We start from the raw sequence: 16,472 nt of genomic DNA, 5'->3' as shown, positions 1-16,472 counted from the left end.
GAAGAGTGATTTTATTTTGTAGCGATTACTATATTTTCTTGAAGTAACCCGTTGGGTATTAATTCCTCCTTAAAATCTAAGCATTTAATTTTTAAACCTTGCTCTTCTAAGCGATCTATTAATCCATCAAGTGAATAAATACGAACATGATCTTCTTGTCCAAACGCCTCTAGACGTTCAGAAGGACTTGTAAGGCGAAAGTCTTCAAATATTTCTCCTGATTTAAATGGAGTTTGTATAAAACATTGACCATTAGGCTTTAAAATTCGCTTTAATTCTGCAATGGCTTTTTGATCTTCAATGATATGTTCTAAAATATGATAGCAAATGATCGTATCAAAAGAATTGTCAGGCATATCAATTTGCGTAATATCTAATTTGTATTCTGCTAAAAATTCATTTTCAAAATCGCTACTGTAATATTTGAGATTCACATCTTGCTTAAAAATTCGATATAAACTACGCGAAGGAGAGAAATGTAAAACTTTACCATTTAAGGCGTTTTGTTTTTTTAACAATTTAAATAATCTCCGCGTTCTGGATCTGCTTCCACAATAAGGACAGAGTAAATCATTGTCCTCGATTTTGATAAACTTATTCCAATTATGCTTGCAAATATTACAAGAGCATGTTTTACCGATGTAAAAAGGAATTAAAACTTTTTTAAAAATCAACTCGTTTTTAAAAAGAAAACTTTGAGGAATAATTTTTTTTACAAAAGATTTTAATCGCGTATACATACATCAAACTGCTTTGCATTCACCTTTAAATGTTTCTATACAGTGACACCTTTTAGGTTTAAATAATTTATTAAAAGTAATTTCATAACTATTAAAAAATCGTCTCAAGAACCTGTTCTTACTTTCAAGTAAATAAGTATTTGAACATAGATCTTGAGACGATTTCGTCATTTAAGTTTTAATCGACTGAAAAGCCTCTGTCTCTCATTAAGGCATCAATTTTAGCATCTCGACCTCTGAATTTTCTGTAAGCCTCACTTGGCTCAATTGCATTACGTGGTGCAAATAAATACTTGACCAATTTATCAGCCAATTCCTCATCATAAAAACCACCTTCTGCTTCTGCAAAAGCCTCAGACGCATCAGCTGTTAAAACGTCAGCCCAAAGGTACCCGTAATAACCTGTTGCGTAGCCTTCACCAGAAAACACGTGGCCGAAATGCGGCGTTCTGTGGCGCATCACTAATTCATCTGGCATACCAAGTTTGTCTAATGTTTTTTTCTCAAATTCACTTGGGTTTCCAATTTTATCAGGATCAGTTGTATGGAATTTCATGTCCATAATTGCTGAGGCTAAAAATTCTGTAGAGCCAAATCCTTGGTTAAAGGTTGATGCTTTTTTAATTTTTGCAATCAATTCTTTTGGCATTGGTTCACCAGTTTTATAATGCTTTAAAAAGCGATTAATTACTTCATCTGTTGATAACCAACGCTCTAATAATTGTGACTGAAACTCAGTATAATCTCTCACGCCTCCATTTAAGGTTGGGTACTTGACATCTGCACTTAAGAAATGAAGCGCGTGACCAAACTCATGAAAAAATGTTGTTGCGTCATCCCAAGAAACAAGAATTGGTTCTCCTTCGTTTCCTTTGACAAAGTTGGAGTTGTTGGAAGCTAAAACATTAGTTTCACCATCAAATGATGTGTAAGAGCGGTAAGTTGTTGCCCAAGCTCCTGATCTTTTCCCTTTACGCGCATAAGGATCTAAATAAAACAAACCAACATGATCGCCAGTTGTTTTGTTTGTCACTTCAAAAACCTTGACATCTTTATGAAAAACTGGAACACTTCCATCTGTGATTTCTTTAAAATTAAAATCGAAGAGTCTTCCTGCAACATAGAAAATTGCTTCTTCAAGATTATCTAATACAAGGTATTGTTTAACTTCATCAGAGTCTAAATTATATTTTGCTTGTCTTACTTTTTCTGCATAGTAGCGATAATCCCATGGCTTGATCGTAATGTTGTCAGCATTTTTATCAGCAATTTTTTGCATATCAGCAACTTCTTCATCAACACGTGCAATCGCTTTTGGCCAAACTTGCATCAAAAGATCCATTGCGTTTTCTGGATTTTTAGCCATGCGATTTTGTAAACGCCATTCAGCGTAATTGTCGTAACCCATTAATTCAACACGTTCATCACGTAGTTTTAATATTTTCGTGATGATCTTGTTATTGTCATATTTGTCTCCGTTATCACCTCTTGAGTAATATTTTTTCCAAACTTTTTCTCTTAAATCTCTCTCTTCAGAGTAGGTGAGAAATGGATCCATTGATGATCTTGTGTTCGTCACAACGTAAGCATCTTTTTTGCCGATTTCTTTTGCTGCTTTTTTTGCAGAACTGACATAAGATTCGGGCAAACCATCAAGTTGAGAATCGTCTAGAAAAGTGACATAATTCTCTTCGTCGTGAAGCACATTGTTTGAAAACTTTGTGTAAAGTTCAGCTAATTCTTTATTGATTTCTGCGTAACGCTTTTTGTCTTCTTTGTTGAGATTAGCGCCGCTCATTTCAAAGTTTTTATAAACTAAATCATCAACACGTTGTTTTTGGGAATCAAGAGATTTTTCTTGGCTGTTGTCATAAACAGCTTTAATGCGTTGAAACAATTTTTCGTTTTGCTTGATCTTTGAGCTGTATTCTGATAATTCAGGTGAGAGTTCTTGTTGAATTTCTCTGAATTCTTCAGTGGATAAGTTACTACTCCAAATGCCATAATAGGTATAAACACGATCAATCATTTTTCCTGCACGCTCCATTTCTGCTATGGTATTTTCAAAAGTTGCAGGTTCTTTTTGATTTGCAATTTCATCAATCTCCTCAAGATGTTTCTCCATGGCTTCTCGCATGGCTGGTTTTAAATCTTCAAGGTTCATTTCATCAAATGCAGGAACACCTTGGTAAGGTCCTTCCCATTCTTTGAGTAAACTGTTTTTTTTATTTTCCATATTAACTGAAAGATCATCCATTTGATCTTTTGTTTCTGATGAGTTTCCACAGCTTAATATGCTAAGACTTAAACTTAGAATACCAACTGGTTTTAAAAAATTATATTTCATTGTTTATGTTGATTTAGTATTTTTTTGGACGACTTCAAAGACTTTTTGTCCATCACATTTTAAGGTTTTTGAAGGGTATTTTAGCAATAAGGCGTAATCATGTGTTGCCATTAAGATTGTATTTCCGTTTTTGTTGATCTGCTGTAAAACTTCCATCACCTCAATAGATGTTTGCGGATCTAGATTTCCTGTTGGCTCATCTGCCAATATAAGTTCAGGGTCGTTAAGTAAAGCTCGCGCAATGGCAATACGTTGCTGCTCACCACCTGAAAGTTGATATGGGTATTTAAAACTTTTCGTTTTCATATCAACTTTCTGTAAAACTTCATCAATTTTATGTTCCATTTTTGTTTTGTCTTTCCAGCCAGTTGCTTTTAAAACAAACTTTAAATTTTCTTGAACATTTCTATCATTTAGCAGTTTAAAATCTTGAAATACAACACCAAGTTTACGACGTAAATGTGGAATTTCTTTTGTTTTTAGCTTTCTTAAATCGTAGTCAACAATGTGTCCGACACCATCTTTCAAAGGGATGTCACCGTAAAGTGTTTTCATGAAACTACTTTTCCCTGTTCCCGTTTTACCGATGAGATATACAAATTCTCCTTTATTGATACTCACATTGACTTCGCTTAAAATGAGGTTCTCGCGTTGGTAAATGCTAGCTTTGCTGAGCTCTAAAATAACGTCTGACATAGATGATATGAGTGTTTTGAAGCCTTAAAGATACTATTTATTTACAGAGTCAAAAATCAAAACTCCATGAATCATTTATAATTTATTTGGCATTGTTGACGTTATAACTACATAATTTTATCTTTGGTATTTTAAAATCGTAAAAAATGAAATTTTCACATAAAATTGCTTTGAGTTTAATGTTTGCAGGTTCATTTGTTTCAGCTCAACAAACTGAAACTTACACCAATGAATTAGGCACTTACCAAAAAGGCATGACATTATACGCCAATCAACAATATGCTGCCGCTTTACAAGAGTTTAATAAAATTGAACCAACTGATGATCATGGCCTTTTAGCTTCTAATTTAGCATATTACAAAGCGAGTTCAGCTGTACGTTTAGATAATGCTGGCGGTGACCGATTGATGGAAGATTTTGTGAGAGATTTTCCGCAAAGTAACAAACGAAAAATTGCCTATTTAAGCGTTGGTAATTTTTATTTTGAAAACAGTAATTACCGCGATGCCAAAAATTGGTATGATAAAGTTGATCAATCAATTTTGAATTATCAGAACCAAGATGAATTTTACTTTAATTACGCCTACACATTATTTAAAACAAATTACCCTGAACTATCACAATCTTATTTTGAAAGAGTGAGAAATTCTCAAAAATATGGAGCTCAAGCAAAATATTACATAGGCTATATGGCTTATGAAAGCGATAACTATGAAGATGCCAATGAAATGTTTGACCAAGCTAAAAGAGATGGAGTAAGTGGCAGAAATATGTCATACTTTCAAAGTGATATGAATTTCAAATTGGGAAAATTTGAAAAGGCAATTGCTCAAGGAAAAGAACAACTTGACAGATCAAACGCAATGGAGCGTTCACAACTCAATAAAATTATTGGTGAAAGTTATTTTAATTTAGAACAATATAATGAAGCCATTCCATACCTGAAGGAATATAGAGGAGAGCGCGGTAAATGGAATAACACAGATTATTACCAGCTAGGTTTCGCTTATTTCAAAGCGCAAGAATATGACAATGCGATTTCTGAATTTAATAAAATTATAGATGGTAATGATTTTGTTGCCCAAAATGCGTACTACCACTTGGCAAAATCTTACTTGAAAGTGGAGAAGAAAACCCAAGCTTTAAATGCTTTTAAGAATGCATCTGAAATGGATTTTGATAAAAAAATCAAAAAGGATGCAATGCTGAATTATGCTAAACTGAGTTATGAAATTGGAAATAATTATCTACCAGTTCCAAAAGTTCTTCAGAACTACTTAAAAGCTTATCCAACATCAGAAGAAGCTGATCAAATCGGTGAGCTTTTAATCGATTCATATATCACTTCAAAACAGTATGACCAAGCTGTCCAAATGTTGGAAGGAAATAATTCTTTTGATGATAAAAAGGCTTACCAGAAAGTGACTTATTTATATGCGATTGAGCTTTACAAAGCCAATGAATATAAGAGAGCACAAGAAATGTTTCAGAAATCTTTATCTCAACGTATCGATCAAGAATTGATAGCACGAGCAACTTTTTGGAATGCTGAAGTTGATTATTTATTTAACAACTATAACGAGGCTTTGATCGGTTATAAAGAGTTTAAGCAAATGGAGTCAGCTTCTCAACTGAGTGATATATATGACAAAATTGATTACAATATCGCGTATACTTATTTCAAACTAAAGAAATACAATTTAGCTGCTGAAGCTTTTGATGATTTTGCAAAGAAAGTAAACTCTAACGCAACTAAATATGATGCTTATGTGAGGTTGGGCGATTCTTATTTTGCTGAAGGAAGTTATTGGCCAGCGATGGAGTCTTACAATAAAGCGATTGCGATGAATGCCTACAGAAGTGATTATGCGTTTTTCCAGAAAGCTTACAGTTATGGTTTTGTGGATAAAAATGACCGTAAAATTGAAGAATTAAAGAGCTTTTTAAAGAAATATCCAAAATCAATTTATTACGATGATGCACTTTATCATTTGGCAAATACTTATTCTAGCGTTTCTGAAGAAGAAAAAGCGATATCATATTACCAAAGACTAATAAAGAACTATCCTAAAAGTCCTTATTACGCAAGATCTTTATCAAAACAAGGTTTAATCAATTACAACAGAGAAAATTACCAAGCAGCTTTAAAAGATTTAAAACGATTGGTTGATGAATATCCAAACTCTAAGGAAGCGAGACAAGCTGTTCAAACAGTGAGGTTAATTTATATAGATTTGGGTCAAACAGAAGTTTACGCGACTTGGGTTAAAAACCTTGATTTTGTAGATGTCGAAGATTCTGATATCGACATGGCAACTTATGAAGCTGCAGAAAATAAGTTTTTAGAAAATGAAACAAACGCAGCAATCAAAGGCTTCAAAAAATATCTTGTTCAATTTCCTAATGGTTTAAATTCTTTAAATGCGAATTTTTATTTAGCACAACTTCTTTTTGATGAAGGTCAGAAAGATGAGTCAATTCAATATTATAAAAATGTTGTAGAGGCGGGGAGTAGTGAGTTTACAGAAGAAGCTTTGCGTAAATTATCTCAAATTTATCTAACTCAAGAAGATTATAAATTAGCAACAGAAACATTAAAGCGTCTCGAAAAAGAAGCAAACTTTACGCAAAATATTGTTTTTGCACAATCTAACTTAATGAAAGCCTTGTATGAACAAAAACAGTATCAAGAAACGATTCGTTATGCAGATTTGATTTTAGGTTTAAATGACGTTGATCAAGATGCAAAAGCTGATGCACACATATTTACAGCAAGATCAGCAATTAAGTTAGAAAATGAAGCCAAAGCTAAAGAAGCTTACAGCGAAGTTGAGAAGTTGGCATCAGGTCGTTTAAAAGCGGAAGCGCTTTATTATAGCGCTTACTTTAAACATGAAGATGGTTTGTATCAAGAGTCAAATAAAGTTGTAGAAGATATTACTAAAAATTATTCTCGTTACAGAACTTATGCTGTCAAAGCTTTTTATTTAATGGCAAAAAACTATCATCAATTAGATGATGCTTATCAGGCGAGTTATATTCTTGAAAATATCATTAAAAACTTTAGTGATCAATTTCCTGATTTGGCTGAAGAGGCACAACAAAAATTAAATGAAATTAAAGCTGAAGAAGCAAAAACGAATTCTTCAATTAAAGTTGAAGATAACCCATCTGTTGAAGAAACAGAGGATTAAATACAAAATGTCTGTGTATGATTAGTGGTGTTTTTATGTACTAAAATTAGTAAATTAAAACTTAAGAAAATCTGGGAGAATTGTCAAAATTAGGCGAGAACCAGCCATAAATTATACACGACTTAAGTTTATAACTCATTAATTTTTTCAGGATTTTGTCTTGTGTCAAACACATTTACGATTTCAATGCGCTTAGAATCATAATTAATCCAATAAACTATTTTATAATTTTTAAAAACAAGATATCTAAATTCTTGTTTTCTATGATTTAAACTAATTTCAATTTGTCCAATTTCTGGCTGTTTTTCAATTCCGATAGTTGTGTCTACTATTCCATTGATTAATTTTTCAGCAACCCTTTTGCTCGCTTGTGTTGAATAATAGCCATAAATGTCTTCTAGTTTATTTTCAGCAAGTTCTAACCAATAAACTTCTAACTCCATTTTTGGATTTTAGCTTTTAAATCAGTAGCTTTTATCATTCGTCCATTTTTAGAATCCTCCATCGCTTGATCAATTTCAGCATTATATTTTTCCATTGTCATTGGTTTGAAGTTGTTTTCAATCAATTCAGCCTTTCTTTTACGTAATAGCTCTTCAAGTCCGCTAATGATTTCTTCGTTTTGCAATCTTAAAAACTCTTGAACAAATGATATTTTTCTTGCTTCTAGATCCATTATAATTATCTTTTTATCAAAGGTACAAAATTATCAATTCAGTTATTATTTTTCTCGTCTTGTCGATTTTTTACAGCTTTTTACCAGTTAGCACATAAATAAAAAATCCCGCTTAATGGCGGGATTTTTTGTGTATTACTCTGAAGATTTCTTATCCAAGATATTTTTTCAAGATTGTGCTACGCGAAGTATGTCTTAATCTTCTCACGCCTTTTTCTTTAATTTGGCGAACTCTTTCACGAGTCAATCCAAATGTTTGGCCGATTTCTTCAAGTGTCATCGGCTGTTGGTTGCCCAAGCCAAAAAATAAACGAATCACATCAGCTTCACGCTGCGTTAATGTTTCAAGAGATCTTTCAATCTCATTTTGTAAAGACTCCTGAATAAGTTCTTTATCAGGATTTGGAGATTCTCCAAGGTTTAAAACATCATATAAGTTTGAATCTTCTCCTTCTTTTAAAGGTGCATCCATTGAAATATGTCGACCAGAGTTTTTAAGAGATTCTTTAACATCACTTTCCGTCATGTCAAGTTCTTTTGCTATTTCAGCAGGACTTGGTGGACGTTGATGTTGTTGCTCTAAAAATGCAAAAGTTTTGTTGATCTTATTGATCGATCCAATCTTGTTCAATGGAAGTCTAACCACACGAGATTGCTCTGCTAATGCCGATAATATGGATTGTCTAATCCACCATACAGCATATGAGATAAACTTAAATCCACGTGTTTCATCAAATCTTTTAGCAGCTTTAATCAAGCCTAAATTTCCTTCATTAATTAAATCGGGTAATGTTAAACCTTGATTTTGGTATTGTTTAGAAACAGATACAACGAACCTCAAGTTTGCCTTAGTCAGTTTCTCTAAAGCCAAGTCATCACCAGCCTTGATGCGTTGTGCTAATTCTACTTCTTCTTCTGCTGTAATCAAATCGACTTTACCAATTTCTTGTAAGTACTTATCAAGTGAAGCTGTTTCACGATTTGTTACCTGCTTTGTAATTTTAAGTTGTCTCATTAAACAAAAACTGAATTATGGGTTTAGTGTTTTATATTTTACGAACGATCTTCTCATTATGTTACAAGAAATCTTTATTTTTTTAAAAAATAAAAGCGAGGCTAATATAAACCTCGCTTCTACAATATCTTAAGAAATAAATTATTTATAGATTAAGATCTGATATGACCATTACCAAATACATAATATTTGTTTGTGACAAGTTGCTTTAGGCCTAATGGTCCACGGTGATGCAATTTATCAGTTGAAATTGCGAGTTCAGCACCAACACCCATTTGTCCACCATCTGTAAATCTTGTTGAAGCATTCTGATAAACAGCAGCACTATCTATTTGTTGCATAAATGCCATGGCTTCATCATCATCTTTGGTAATAATAACTGATGAATGTCCACCTGAATATTTATTGATTTTATCAACAGCTTGGTCGAAATTATCAACTTTAGCTAATAATATTTTCATAGCTAAAAATTCTTCATACCAAACATCTTCACCTTTCACGACTTCTGCTTCACTTAAAATTGAACTCAGATTATCATCAATAACAGTTTCAACTTTGTGTGACTTTAGAGTTTCATAAAGGTCTTTTATCTTTTCATCAAAACCATCTAAATTAGCATCGATATATACTTTATCTAAAGCATTACACCCTGAAATTTTATCGGTTTTAGCATTGATAATCACTTTTTTAGCAATATCCCAATCTGCTTGTTTTGATACATATAAAAAGTTATTACCACGACCACTAATTAAAACAGCACATTTTGCGTGTTGTTTCACAAAATCAATCAATCTCTCGCCACCTCTCGGAACGATTAAATCTAATTTTTCTGATGGATTTCTAAGAAATTCCTGAGTTTCATCACGCTTCATATGAAGAAGTTTAATCCAATCTTTAGAAAGATTATTTTCTTCAAGTGCTTCATGCCAACATTTTTCAAGAATGATATTAGAATGATTTGCTTCTTTACCACCTTTTAAAAGAATTTTATTGTTAGCTTTAAATGCAAGAACAGCAGCTTCAATCGTCACATCTGGTCGAGATTCATAAATAATCATGATTGTTCCAAATGGATCTGTTTTATTGACGATTTTCAAACCGCTATCGAGTGTTCTTTCAGAAATATCTTTCCCAACAGGATCCTCTTGATCTTTGACTTCTTTAATCGCTTGAATCATTTCGTCAACTTTTTTGTCGTCAACGACAAGTCTATCATAAAGTGCTTGATCATCTCTTTGGAATGCATCAAGATCCTTTTTATTTTCAGCAATAATGTCTTTTCTCTTTTTATCTATAATATTCATCATAGATGCCAAGACGTTATTTTTTGTTTTAGTATCTAAAAGTTTCATGTTTTTTAAATTGTAAATTTAGTTCCTAATTTTTTTCCTTCTACAATGTCAATAATGACATTTTCTTCTTTTCCATTAGCGATGTATGTCGGTATATTTTTACTAGCAGTATCTTTTGCAATTTTTAATTTAGATTGCATTCCACCACGACCTTCACCTTCGCCTTTTTCATTTTCTTGAACATATTTCTCAACGTCATCATGAACTTTTACTTCATGTAATAACTTCGTGTTCTTATCATCAGGATGGCCAGTGTAAAGTCCGTCAATGTCTGTAAGCATAATTAAGCTATCAGCATTAACAAGTTGAGCAACTAGGCTGGCAAGTTCATCATTATCTGAAAACATAGACATTGATAATGATACAGCATCATCTTCATTTGCAATCGGAATAATTCCTTCAGAGAGTAAACCTTCATAGCAGTTAATCATATTCTCACGATATCTGCCTGGTGCAAAATCACGTTTTGTTGCCAAAACTTGACCACAGCGCATACCAAAATCATGAAACATTTCATAATAATGTCTCATCATTCTTGGTTGACCTACAGATGAATATATTTGTCTTCGAGTTGATTTGTCTTCGGCTAAACACGAACCTAAAACCTCTTTACCTGCAATTGCTGAGCCTGATGAAACGAGTATTGTGATGATATCACGCTCATAAAGGTAAGCAATTTGACGGACAAGATTTTTTAGAATTGGACCTACAATTCTATTGTTCATGTTAGTCATGACATTGGTTCCAACTTTAACGACTATTCTTTTTTTATGCATAATAATTGTTTGGTTCTTTTTTATGATTCACCTAATTCAACAGCTCTGTTAAAAGCAGCGTAAGCAGCATCCTTAATCAATTGATTAACATTGTTATCATCCATAGAATCAAGAGCAGCTCTAGTTGTTCCTCCTTTAGATGCAACTCGATTCATCCATGTTTCAGGAGATAAATCTGATTCATTAAAGAGCTGAACGGCACCTTCAAATGTGTTTGAGACTAATATTTTAGAGTCATTATCAGAGAAGCCCATTTTTTGAGCAGCTTCAAGCATTGATTGCATGAAGTAGAATATGTATGCAGGACCGCTTCCTGAAATTCCTGTTGATTTATTAATGAAATCTTCATTATCAACGTGTATGGATTCTCCAGTTGTATCCAATAAATTTCTAACCATAAGAAGCTCGACACGAGAGACGTCTTTTGACTCTGTATAAGATGTCACGCCTTTACCCACTTTAGCAGGTAAGTTTGGCATAGTTCTCACAACTTTTGGCATGCCCAAACCATTGACCATGCTTTCAATAGTGACACCTGCCATCAATGAAACAAAGATTTGATTTTTATTAAGCATTGGTTTCATTCTTTCGAAAAGCTCATCAGCGTGATAAGGTTTTACGCCTATAAATACGATATCTGCTTTTGGAAGACAATCTTCGAGTTTTTCATAAACATCGAAATAAGAAATTTCTTTAAGGGTTGCGATAGTATCGGCTGACACATCGTGAATCATTAAATTTTTTCGGTTGAGCAAAGGCGACTTAGCCATTCCTTCTGAATAAGTTAAGCCCATGTTGCCTGCGCCAATTACTAAAACTTTCATGTTTAGTTTTTTTAATTATTAAAATTATTTGTCACATTAAGTGCAAGTTCTATGCTGGAATAAGTTTTTGAACTGAGTAATACATCAAATCATTAGTAAATTTATGAATTTTCTTAATTTATTGAGTTAATGTTAAATTATTTGATTTAATATTAACATATAAGTCTGAAATTATGTCAGTTCTGCAAATATGGCGTATAAAAAAGCCTCGAATTTTCGAGGCTTTTATTAAAATCTAAATAAATAGACAATTATTTTTTATTATCGTTTTTACGTTCAGGTTTTTTAAAGTTTTCAGGCTTTTTGATAAGCGCTTTTCTTGAAACTTTTTCTTTACGTGTACGTGGATCAACACCAAAGTATTTAACATCGATAATATCACCGAGGTTTACGATATCAGTCACGTTGTTTGTACGTTCCCAAGCAAGTTCAGAAATGTGAAGTAAGACTTCATTTCCTGGAGCTTCAACATATTCTACAACAGCTCCAAAATCAAGTATCTTTATTACTTTAACTTCGTAAACAGATCCTTTTTCTGGCTTGAATAGCATCGCATCAAGTTTCTGAAGAACCATATCAATGCCTTCTTGGTTTGTTCCTAAAATTTCAACGACGCCTTGCTCATCAACTTCATTAATAACAATTGTTGTTTCTGAAGCTTTTTGTAATTCTTGAATATTCTTTCCACCAGGGCCAATTAATGCACCGATATAATCTCCAGGAATTGTGCGTGTAATAATTTTTGGTGCATGCGCTTTAACATCTGCGTTCGGTTGAGCGATTGTTTCGGTCAATTTGTTTAAAATGTGTAAACGTCCTTCACGCGCTTGTTTTAAAGCATTGATTAAAATCTCGTGAGATAAACCTTTAACTTTAATATCCATTTGGCAAGCTGTGATACCCTTTTCAGTACCAGTCACTTTGAAATCCATATCTCCTAAGTGATCTTCATCACCAAGAATATCAGACAAGACAGCGTAATCTTCACCATCCGTGATCAATCCCATTGCAATTCCTGACACAGGTTGCTTTAATTGAATACCTGCATCCATTAATGCCATTGTTCCAGAACAAACTGTTGCCATTGAAGAAGAACCATTAGATTCTAAAACTTCAGAAACAACTCTCACAGTGTAAGGACAATCTTCAGGAATCATTCCTTTAAGTGCGCGTTGCGCAAGGTTTCCATGTCCAATCTCACGGCGCGAAGTTCCTCTAATTGGATAAGCTTCACCTGTACAGAAAGGAGGGAAGTTGTAATGAAGGTAAAAAGTTTCTTCACCACTATTTGTCGGAGTATCAATCATATTTGCTTCACGAGATGTCCCTAAAGTGACAGTCGCTAAAGCTTGTGTTTCACCACGTGTAAAGATTGATGAACCATGTGTTGATGGTAAGTAATCAGTTTCACACCAAATTGGTCTGATTTCGTCAAGTTGACGTCCATCAAGTCTTACTTTCTCTTTTAATGTTAAGTCACGAACAGCTTTTTTTTGAGCTGAGTCGAAATATTTACCAACGAGTTTGCCGTATTCTTCAAGTTCTTCTTCAGTGAATAAACCTTTGATTTCTTCTTTAATTTCACCAAACTTTTCAGTACGCTCGTGCTTTCCTAAGCTTTCCTTGGCAATATCATAGCATTTCTGGTATGCAGCATCAAGAATCTTTGCTTCAAGTTCTTCGTCTTTTCCAGTTGTTTCGTAAGCTCTTGTTTCTTTTTTACCAACTGCTTCTGCAAGCCTGCGTTGAGCTTGACATTGAATTTTGATCGCTTCATGAGCAAATTTGATAGCTTCTGTCATTTCTTCCTCAGAAACTTCATCCATTTCTCCTTCAACCATTGAAACACTGTCTTCTGAAGCTCCAACAATCATGTCTAAATCAGCTTCTTCGATTTCAGCACGGCTCGGGTTAATGACAAATTCACCATTTATACGTGCAACACGAGTTTCAGAAATAGGGTATTCAAAAGGAATGTCAGATAATTGGATAGCGGTAGAGGCAGCAAGACCAGCAAGAGCATCAGGCATAACGTTTTCGTCATGTGACATTAATTGAATCATGACCTGCGTTTCATAACGGTAATCGCTAGGGAAAAGCGGTCTAAGAGCTCTATCAACAAGACGCATGACTAAAATTTCATCATTGCTTGGGCGGGCTTCTCTTTTGAGGAAACCACCTGGGTATTTACCAGCTGCAGCAAATTTTTCTCGATAATCAACAGTCAATGGAAAGAAATCCATTGTGCTTGGTTTGTGTGAAGAAACAACAGTACAAAGTAACATTGCATCTCCCATTCTTACGACAACAGATCCGTGAGCCTGCTTTGCAAGCTTACCTGTTTCAAGTGAAATCGTCTTGCCATTGCCAAGATCGATAACCTCTTTAAATGTTTTTGGAATCATAGCTAAAATTTATAGATTAATGTGTTGTGTGTGCAGAGTCTAATAAACTTTATAGAAACAATTCAAAAAATGGGAGAGGCAATATATTAAAAAAGGGGCAAAATGCCCCTTGATAATTTTTATTTTCTTAATCCTAAAGTTTTGACGATCTCTCTATATCGTAAAATATCTTTATTTTTCAGATAATCAAGTAAGTTTCTACGCTTACCTACAAGTTTTACTAGTGAACGTTCAGAGTTGTAATCTTTACGGTTCGTTTTCAAGTGGTCAGAGATATATGCAATACGCTTTGTCATTAAAGCGATTTGACCTTCTGCTGATCCTGTGTCTTTTTCGTTTTTACCAAACTCAGCAAATAATTTGCCTTTTTCTTCTTGTGATAAATACATGCCAATATTATTTCAATAGTTATTATGTAATGATAGATTTTCTATCAAGCTGCAAAATTATGCTTTATTTTCTAATTAGCATAGCGTTACACAAGTTATGTTCTAACTTTTTTATTCATGATTAAATCAATATAAAGATTGATTTTGTCTTTTAGATTTTTTCTATGAGAAATAAAGTCTAAAAATCCATGTTCTTGTAAGAACTCAGCTGATTGAAAACCTTCAGGTAAATCTTTTCCAGTTGTATCTTTTACAACACGAGGTCCCGCAAAACCAATGAGTGCGCCTGGTTCAGATATATTAATATCACCTAACATTGCAAATGAAGCCGTTGTTCCGCCTGTTGTTGGATCGGTACAAAGTGAAATATAAGGTAATTTAGATTTTGCTAATTGTGCAAGCTTAACTGATGTTTTGGCAAGTTGCATTAATGATAATGCAGCTTCCATCATTCTTGCTCCACCTGATTTAGAGATAATAACGACAGGCAATTTATGCTCAATCGCATAATCAATTGCACGTGCTATTTTTTCTCCGACGACTGATCCCATTGAACCACCGATGAATTGAAAATCCATAGCACAAACGAGTATGTCAGTTTTTTTAGACTTTCCGACAGCAGTTCTTATCGCATCATTCAATTTTGTCTTATCTTGAACTGCAGCTAACCTATCTTTATATTTCTTTGTGTCTTCAAATTTTAAAGGATCTTTTGAAGTTATTTTTTCATTTAATTCTTTGTATTTGTTATCATCAAAGAGTATTTCGAAATATTCGTTACTGCCAATTCTAACGTGGTAGTCATCTTCAGGACTTACATAGAAATTTGCAGCAAGTTGTTCATGATCAATTATTTTCCCTGTAGGGGATTTGTACCATAAACCTTTTGGGACATCTTTTTTGTCCTCAGTCGCTGTGCGAATTCCTTTTTTCTTTCTTTTAAACCAAGCCATTGTTGAATGCTTTTTTATAAAGTGTTGATGTTATTAAGATCATCAAAGGCTTTTTTCAAACGTGTTACAAACGTTTTTTCGCCTTCTCTTAACCATTTTCTTGGATCGTAGTATTTCTTATTTGGTAAATCATCACCATCTGGGTTACCGATTTGTGATGCTACGTATCCAGCTTTGTCTTTCATGTAATCTCTGATACCTTCAGTAAATGCATACTGTAAATCTGTATCAATATTCATTTTGATAACGCCGTAACCAATTGCTTCTTTGATTTCTTCTTCAGTTGAACCACTTCCACCATGGAAAACGAAGTCAATATGATTTTCTTCTACCTTATATTTTTTAGTGATATATTCCTGTGAATTTTTTAAAATTTTCGGAGTCAACTTCACATTTCCTGGTTTATAAACACCATGAACATTTCCAAATGCAGCTGCAATTGTAAATTGATCAGAAATTTTACTCAACTCTTCATAAGCGTAAGCAACTTCTTCAGGTTGTGTGTATAGTTTTGAAGAATCAACATCTGTATTGTCAACGCCATCTTCTTCTCCACCTGTGATTCCTAATTCAATCTCAAGTGTCATTCCCATCTCTTTCATTCTGCCTAAGTAAGTTTTGCAGATTTCGATGTTTTCTTCAATTGGCTCTTCAGATAGGTCAATCATGTGTGAGCTATAGAGAGGCTTTCCATGAATCTTATAAAATTTTTCACCTTCATCTAATAAGCCGTCTATCCAAGGAAGTAATTTTTTTGCACAGTGATCTGTGTGCAAAATAACGGTTGCTCCATAAGCTTCCGCTAATTCATGTATGTGTTTTGCGCCAGATACAGCACCTAAAACAGCTGATTTTTGATTTTCATTTGAAAGACCTTTTCCAGCGTTAAATTGTGCACCTCCATTAGAGAATTGGATGATAACTGGTGAATTTAATTCAGCAGCTGTTTCTAAAACTGCATTGATGGTGTTTGACCCTACGACATTGACAGCGGGTATAGCGTAATTATTTTCTTTTGCGTGGTTAAAAATTTCTTGAACTTGATAACCTGTTGCAACTCCTGGTTTAATGTTGTGAGCCATAGTAAATTGTTTTAAAGTGTAAA

The 16,472-nt window shown here is 33.7% G+C and carries 14 protein-coding genes; 1 reads left to right on the top strand and 13 read right to left on the bottom strand.

Going from position 1 to position 16,472, the window contains the following annotated elements; all coding sequences use genetic code 11:
- Positions 1-11 precede the first annotated feature (11 nt).
- The 3 genes from BLV84_RS03525 to BLV84_RS03515 all read right to left on the bottom strand — a co-directional run bounded on the left by BLV84_RS03525 (position 12) and on the right by BLV84_RS03515 (position 3,783).
- Positions 12-518, bottom strand: a complete 507-nt coding sequence (locus BLV84_RS03525; protein ID WP_234953085.1) for a class I SAM-dependent methyltransferase — start codon at positions 516-518, stop codon at positions 12-14.
- A 400-nt stretch (positions 519-918) separates the two neighbouring features.
- Entirely contained in the window at positions 919-3,087 is a 2,169-nt protein-coding gene (locus BLV84_RS03520) for a M3 family metallopeptidase (RefSeq protein ID WP_093239602.1), read from the bottom strand.
- 3 nt (positions 3,088-3,090) lie between these two features.
- Positions 3,091-3,783, bottom strand: a complete 693-nt coding sequence (locus BLV84_RS03515; RefSeq protein WP_093239599.1) for a cell division ATP-binding protein FtsE — start codon at positions 3,781-3,783, stop codon at positions 3,091-3,093.
- A 146-nt stretch (positions 3,784-3,929) separates the two neighbouring features.
- On the opposite strand from BLV84_RS03515, the gene BLV84_RS03510 reads away from it, so the two are divergent.
- Positions 3,930-6,977, top strand: coding sequence for a tetratricopeptide repeat protein (locus tag BLV84_RS03510; protein ID WP_200796251.1), 3,048 nt, complete (start codon positions 3,930-3,932; stop codon positions 6,975-6,977).
- A 128-nt stretch (positions 6,978-7,105) separates the two neighbouring features.
- Here the strand turns inward: BLV84_RS03510 and BLV84_RS03505 are convergent, their stop codons facing one another.
- The 10 genes from BLV84_RS03505 to fbaA all read right to left on the bottom strand — a co-directional run bounded on the left by BLV84_RS03505 (position 7,106) and on the right by fbaA (position 16,449).
- Positions 7,106-7,420, bottom strand: a complete 315-nt coding sequence (locus BLV84_RS03505) for a type II toxin-antitoxin system RelE/ParE family toxin (protein WP_093239596.1) — start codon at positions 7,418-7,420, stop codon at positions 7,106-7,108.
- Complete coding sequence (locus BLV84_RS03500; protein ID WP_093239593.1) at positions 7,411-7,653, bottom strand: hypothetical protein; 243 nt, start codon at positions 7,651-7,653, stop codon at positions 7,411-7,413. Before BLV84_RS03500 ends, BLV84_RS03505 begins: the two co-directional genes overlap by 10 nt.
- Positions 7,654-7,804: 151 nt before the next feature.
- Positions 7,805-8,668: a sigma-70 family RNA polymerase sigma factor gene (locus BLV84_RS03495; protein WP_093239590.1), complete on the bottom strand. Its 864-nt coding sequence runs from the start codon at positions 8,666-8,668 to the stop codon at positions 7,805-7,807.
- A gap of 152 nt (positions 8,669-8,820) precedes the next feature.
- The gene (locus BLV84_RS03490; RefSeq protein WP_093239587.1) at positions 8,821-10,020 is read right to left on the bottom strand and encodes a glutamate-5-semialdehyde dehydrogenase; all 1,200 of its coding nucleotides are present in this window, start codon (positions 10,018-10,020) and stop codon (positions 8,821-8,823) included.
- Between the two features lie 5 nt (positions 10,021-10,025).
- Positions 10,026-10,796 (bottom strand): glutamate 5-kinase, encoded by a 771-nt coding sequence (gene proB / locus BLV84_RS03485; protein ID WP_093239584.1) that lies wholly within the window; start codon positions 10,794-10,796, stop codon positions 10,026-10,028.
- A gap of 20 nt (positions 10,797-10,816) precedes the next feature.
- Positions 10,817-11,620 carry a pyrroline-5-carboxylate reductase gene (gene proC, locus BLV84_RS03480; protein ID WP_093239581.1) on the bottom strand — a complete coding sequence of 268 codons (804 nt, stop codon included), beginning with the start codon at positions 11,618-11,620 and terminating at the stop codon, positions 10,817-10,819.
- 251 nt (positions 11,621-11,871) lie between these two features.
- Positions 11,872-14,025: a polyribonucleotide nucleotidyltransferase gene (locus tag BLV84_RS03475; protein ID WP_093239578.1), complete on the bottom strand. Its 2,154-nt coding sequence runs from the start codon at positions 14,023-14,025 to the stop codon at positions 11,872-11,874.
- Positions 14,026-14,144: 119 nt separating this feature from the next.
- Positions 14,145-14,414, bottom strand: a complete 270-nt coding sequence (gene rpsO / locus BLV84_RS03470) for a 30S ribosomal protein S15 (RefSeq protein ID WP_093239575.1) — start codon at positions 14,412-14,414, stop codon at positions 14,145-14,147.
- A 95-nt stretch (positions 14,415-14,509) separates the two neighbouring features.
- Positions 14,510-15,367, bottom strand: coding sequence for an acetyl-CoA carboxylase, carboxyltransferase subunit beta (accD, locus tag BLV84_RS03465; RefSeq protein WP_093239573.1), 858 nt, complete (start codon positions 15,365-15,367; stop codon positions 14,510-14,512).
- 14 nt (positions 15,368-15,381) lie between these two features.
- Positions 15,382-16,449 (bottom strand): class II fructose-bisphosphate aldolase, encoded by a 1,068-nt coding sequence (fbaA, locus tag BLV84_RS03460; protein ID WP_093239570.1) that lies wholly within the window; start codon positions 16,447-16,449, stop codon positions 15,382-15,384.
- Positions 16,450-16,472: the final 23 nt, after the last annotated feature.

Origin of the sequence: Psychroflexus halocasei (assembly GCF_900107595.1) — a bacterium.
Classification (GTDB): domain Bacteria; phylum Bacteroidota; class Bacteroidia; order Flavobacteriales; family Flavobacteriaceae; genus Psychroflexus; species Psychroflexus halocasei.
This window is presented reverse-complemented; position numbering and strand designations above follow the sequence as displayed.